Annotated in this window: 1 protein-coding gene and 4 pseudogenes; all 5 read right to left on the reverse strand. The window is 60.1% G+C overall.

Annotated elements, in window-relative coordinates; all coding sequences use genetic code 11:
- Window positions 1-669 precede the first annotated feature (669 nt).
- Window positions 670-1,050, reverse strand: a pseudogene (locus NKI05_RS31910) (ISNCY family transposase); the annotation flags it as partial.
- 75 nt (window positions 1,051-1,125) lie between these two features.
- Window positions 1,126-2,958 (reverse strand): asparagine synthase (glutamine-hydrolyzing), encoded by a 1,833-nt coding sequence (gene asnB / locus NKI05_RS31915; protein WP_352794200.1) that lies wholly within the window; start codon window positions 2,956-2,958, stop codon window positions 1,126-1,128.
- A 760-nt stretch (window positions 2,959-3,718) separates the two neighbouring features.
- A pseudogene (locus tag NKI05_RS31920) lies at window positions 3,719-4,734 on the reverse strand (transposase).
- A 99-nt stretch (window positions 4,735-4,833) separates the two neighbouring features.
- Window positions 4,834-4,947: pseudogene (locus NKI05_RS31925) on the reverse strand (ABC transporter permease); the annotation flags it as partial.
- Window positions 4,947-5,357: pseudogene (locus tag NKI05_RS31930) on the reverse strand (ABC transporter substrate-binding protein); the annotation flags it as partial. The pseudogenes NKI05_RS31925 and NKI05_RS31930, both read right to left, overlap by 1 nt.

A 5,357-nucleotide genomic window follows, 5' to 3' on the forward strand; every position in this document is an offset into this window, starting at 1 on the left:
TGGTGGCGTTCCTTCGCGGGAATCAGGTGACGTGAACAATCACCAGCCTGCCATGACCGCCCCCTCTCAGCGAATTTGCAGAACTCTCAGCACACGACCTACCGAAACACGCAGGCGGACCGCTCTGGCCAATCACGAGATCTCCCGGTTCCCGCGGAAGGCGCGTCCATGCATGCCAGGGTCTTTCGACCACGCCGAGTCGGCGGCTCCTTGCGATAGCGTGTCCGTTCGTGTTGTCTTCCGCTGCTTGGAAAGCGTCGGCACCCGGAATCAAGCGCATTGGTGGCTCAGTGGCTGGCCTGCATACTCCCCTGTCAACGCTTTCCGAACAGCCTCACGGCTGCCCGCATGACTCGGGGCCAATGTGGATCGCTACTCCTTCATTCTGATGGACTTTCACTATCGACTCCTTGCGGGTTTATACCGGCGCTCCCACACCCTCGCCGCTCGCAACTTCCAAGGCCCAAACTTCTAGCTAGTTTCCGTCCATGAACGCCCATTTTTGTGAGCATTTACAGAGATTTGCCACAGGAAGAACGTCGTTTGCGGTACCGGGCCGACGCGAAGTCCCCATGGATCGCGCCAGAAAGAACTCGCCGAACGGAAGTTAGTCATGGCTATGGAGCCGGCGCCTGCCGGCGGGCTGCTGACCCGCGCAATGGCTCGGCATCAGGTCGGTTTGAGACGTGCGAAGAGGACGCGATTGTAGGCCAAGACCGAGGACCAGACGTAGCTCTTGAAGTGATCAAGGCCGCGCCAGGTGCAGCGCGCCAGGCCGTAAGCGCGTTTGAGTCACGAGATGCCAGCTTCGATGCCGGCGAGAAAGTTGCGCAGCTTGCGGTAAACCCAATTGCTTCTAACCATGTCATCGATGCTGAGGCCGGCTTTCTTGTGGAATGCCATGTCGCGAACGCCCAAGGTCTTGGCTGTAGCCAGATTGTTGCGACTGGCAAAGCCGCCGAAGGCTGGTAGCCACCGCCCATGACGCCGCAAGGCATTCCGAGCGCTCGTCCTCGTCATCTTGACGCCATATTGCTTGTCGAGCGAGCCATCGTTCTGTGCCTTGGCTAGCATCGCCATGGCCACTCCGTATCGGATACCCTGCCGTTCTGTATGTGTTCCGCCTCATACCTTGATACTAATGTTGTAATTGGCCAAGAAATTCTGGAGGGCCAGGATATACTCCATCCCCTCAAGATTATCAGTCGTATTGAGCAAAGCCCGGGAGCCGTCGACGGACAGCAGCGGTGCCACTGCCACATTGCGGTCATTCAGCAGCGCGGTGAACCGCGTGCGCAGCATTCTGTCATAGGTGCGGTCCTGGATAGCCGGATACGCGCTCTTGACTCGCTGCACCACCGAGAGCGGGAGCAGGTCCGCGGTGGCGGCACGCAGCAGGCTCTTCTCGCGCCCGTCGAAAGTCTTGTGGGCCCATGGGGTACCAAACACGTACTCAACAAGACGGTGGTCGCAGAAAGGGACCCGCACCTCGAGGCCAAACGCCATGCTTAGTCGGTCTTTGCGGTCGAGCAGCGGCGGCAGGTAACGCGTGAGGAAGAGATAGCAGATCTGGCGCATACGGTGCTCGTGCGGGTCGGCCGAGGCCGGTCCGGTCAGGGCGGGTACTTCCCTAAGTGCCCCGTGGTACTGCTCGTCGAGGTAGTCGGGGAAATCGAGTTTCTCGACCAGGCCGGGGTCTAGGGACTGCAGCGCGATGCCGTTGCTGATTTCTGGCCAGGGAAACATATCGGCCTGAACGCGCGCGGGATCGTTGAAAAACCTGTAGCCGCCAAAAAGCTCGTCGGCTGCCTCCCCTGACAGGGCCACCGTGGAGTGTTGCCTGATCGCCCGGAACAGAAGGTAGAGTGAGCTATCAAGGTCGCCCATGGTCAACGGCAGATCACGGGCGTGGAGAGTGGCAGCCTGCACGTTTGGGTCCATTAGTTCGTCTGCGGACAATGTAATGTCGGCGTGGTCGGTACCAACGAACTTCGCAACATCCCGGACGTACGGCCCATCGGGTGTGGTGCGCCCCGGACCGGGGGTAAAATTGTCGGTATAGCCGACGAAGTCGAGCGCAAAGGAGCGGATACGTTCGTCGCTGAAGCGCGCGGCCAGTGCCGTCATGGCAGAGGAATCAAGCCCACCAGACAGGAGCGTGCACAGCGGCACATCGGCGATGAGCTGTCGCTGGATGATGTCCTCGAGCAACTCTCGGACTCGCCGGACGGTCGTAGGCACGTCATCGGTATGCCCGCTGTCGGTGAGCTGCCAGTAGTTCACCTCCTGGATGCCTTCACGGGTCACGCGGACTATGTGGCCGGGCCGTACCTCATGCATGCCGCAGAACACGGTGCTGTACGGGTCGGCGAAGTAGCATAGGCTCCGACGAAGCCCCCCGGCGTCCATGACCCGTTCCGCGAGACTATTAGCCAGTATCGCCTTTGGCTCGGAGCCGAATAACACTCCGTGCTCGGTGGGGTAGTAGTAAAGCGGCTTGATGCCGAGCCGGTCGCGTATGAGAAGCAGTTCGCGCTTGGCTGTGTCCCAGAGTGCGTAGGCAAACATCCCGTTGAGTTCGCTCACGGCGCTGCGAGGGTCGCGGTGGCCCCACTCGCGATGGGCGCGCAGCACCACCTCGGTGTCACTGCTCGTGTCGAACCGATGGCCCAGGTCCGCAAGCCGTTGACGCAGCTCGCGGTAGTTGTAAGCCTCGCCCGTGTAGACGAGCACCAACGCCGGTCGGCCGTCTTCCTGGTGCGTCATCGGCTGGCGACCGCCTTGGATATCGATGATCGCCAAGCGACGGTGTCCCAGTGCCGCAGGCCCGTCAATCCAAGTCCCCTCGTCGTCCGGACCACGATTGGCCATGGTGGCCGTCATGACGGCAAGCTCCCTTCGCGCGTCGGGAGTTCCTAGGTCACGATCGAAATCAATCCATCCACAAATGCCGCACATATTTTTGGCTCCTTGCCTTGGGTAACTGGCTCGCAACTTCGGGTATCTGGGACACCGCGCCAGCGAACAGGCGATGACTCTTCGACCCGCCTCATCGACTCAACTTGAGTAAACTCGATGAGCCGCGACGGTTGATTCTCAAACGCTGACGCCCTGGCTAGGTCGAACAACTTTCGGAATGAGCAACACCGTCCGCCTGGTCGGTAAATCCGTCGAACTCGCCGGCAAGCCTCCCTAGTTGCTTTCCGGAAATGCATTGACGGGACCACGCTGTTAGTCAGCCGCCGCCCTTGAGTGACCGCAGCCTTCCAGGGGTGTTTTATGTTCACTGCTCCGCAGCCTGTTGCATCGGATGCTGTCCCTGGAGGACAAAGCTGCCGGCGGTAAGGCTGCGGTTCTGCCGTTAGCGGGCCGGCACCGAAGCTCTATCACGTTACGGCAAAGCGTAGAGTTATTTTCGGTTAAGTGAGGATTGCGCAGCAATTTCAGAAATGTAAAATCGGAAAGAAGGTTTAACATCGTCTGCCTCATTCTCCCAAGCTAGTGTCTTGATTCCAACACTTGGTGCCCACGTCCGACGGCTGCGATGATGTTGTCAGGGTCTGCTTTCCAACTGGACACCTCGAACTACCGTCATTTGAGGGTTTAGGTTCGCGATGAGGTCGGGCGCAACCTGATGCCTGCACTTGGTCTTTTTGTCGATGATTTGATGCTCGGGGCGATCGTGGCGCCGCTGCGGCGGCATTGGCCGCCTTTGGCGTCATACGGGCGCAGTGCGCCCCTGGTGCCAGACCAAGCGGGTGAGATTGTAGGCGGGGTTGGTCGTGCCGATCTTGGTCTTTGCCCGCGCCTTGCCAATCGTTCGCACGAACAGGCCCGTGTGGGATTTCAGCTGCGAGTGGTCGACGAAGGCGCGGATCGTGAAGCGCCGGCCGTTGGCCCGCGACGTCGCCTCGCTCATTGGTCGTCATTTCGGCTTCTTGTGGTGGATGTCGGAGACGTAGCCGTTCTTCTCTAGCCATGCCTCGTTCTTCTTGGAGCGATAGGTCGTCTCGGCCCACGCTTTCACGCCGGTGTTGTTCCTGTCCAGCACGCCGGAAAGCTGCGCCCCGTCATAGGCCGAGGCACTTGTTTCCAGCCGCGGACGAAGCCGTGCCGGCCATCGATGCCGGCATGGTTCCTGTAGCCGAAGGCGGCAATGTCAATGTCGCGCTGCTGCGTCTTTCTATCATCGCCACCTTGGCTTTCGAGAACTTCGCCGTCCAGCGCGCAACCCGGTCCTTCCGGCGCAGCTTGGCAGGCTTCTCCTTCATGCGTCCGGAATCTTGCCCGCCTTGATGTCGGCCTTTGTGGCGTCGGTATTGGCTTGGGTGCCGCCACGTCGTCGCGTCCTCGATCTGCCTGCCCATGGCCAAATAGCCGGCCCTGGTGAGGTGCATGTCGAAGCGCGCTAACAGGTTCTCGATCGTGTTCGCGGAACAGCCAGATCGTCTTGGCGTCCGGCACGTGATCGCCGAGCCCCAGCCCGAGGAAGCGCATTAACGACAGCCGGTCCTGGATCTGGATCTCGGTCTGGTAGTCCGAGGCCGTAGAGCGCCTGCAGAACCAAGATCTCGAACATCATCACCGGATCGTAAGGGGCCGATCACCCTTCGCGCCATCGAAACGCTTCAGCGCCTTGGCCAGCGACTTGCGGAAAACTTCCCACGGCACAAGCGCGTTCAGCTTGTCGAGCGGATCGCCGGCCTCCCCCAGCCGCACATATCGCTCGTCAATGTCCCAGAACCCGGCCCGTCCCCTATCCGTCTCCTACCGGCAAATCATCGGTCGTTTGAATCAGAAATGCGCCGAAATGGGAGGTTCTTCTAGGTATCCAATTGTCGCGGCCGGATTGCCCGGCACCAGTCTGACCAGCAGGAAAACAAAGATCCCGACCATCCCCATGACGGCTATGGCCGAAACCAACCTGCGTAAGATGTAGGCCGCCATCAGACCGAGACTTTCTGCATGTTCCACATTGGGAGCGAAGCCGACGGAACATGAACCAGGCCAATCAGAGACTTTCGGCGAGCGACGGGCAGCATAGACTGACCGAACATGACAGTGCCAACGAAGTCCCACGCGAGGCGTTGCATTTCGCGGGCCAGCGCCTGGCGCCCATCGAGTGTTTCGACAAATGCCCATTTGGCCCGGAGAGCCTCGTATTCATCGTTCGTCGGCCAGCCATAATAGTCTACGCCATTTGCGGCGAGCAAAGGCAAACTGACCGGATTACCGAAATGGGAATCGGTCCAGTCGCTAATAAAGACGCTCCAGCCGCCGTCCTCAATCGGCCCCTTGTTTGCACGGCGTTTCTCAACCCCTCCCCAGTCGCTCGGGGCAAGCTCAGCACTGACTCC

The organism is Mesorhizobium sp. M0771, from assembly GCF_040320155.1.
In the GTDB taxonomy this organism is placed as follows: Bacteria; Pseudomonadota; Alphaproteobacteria; order Rhizobiales; family Rhizobiaceae; genus Mesorhizobium.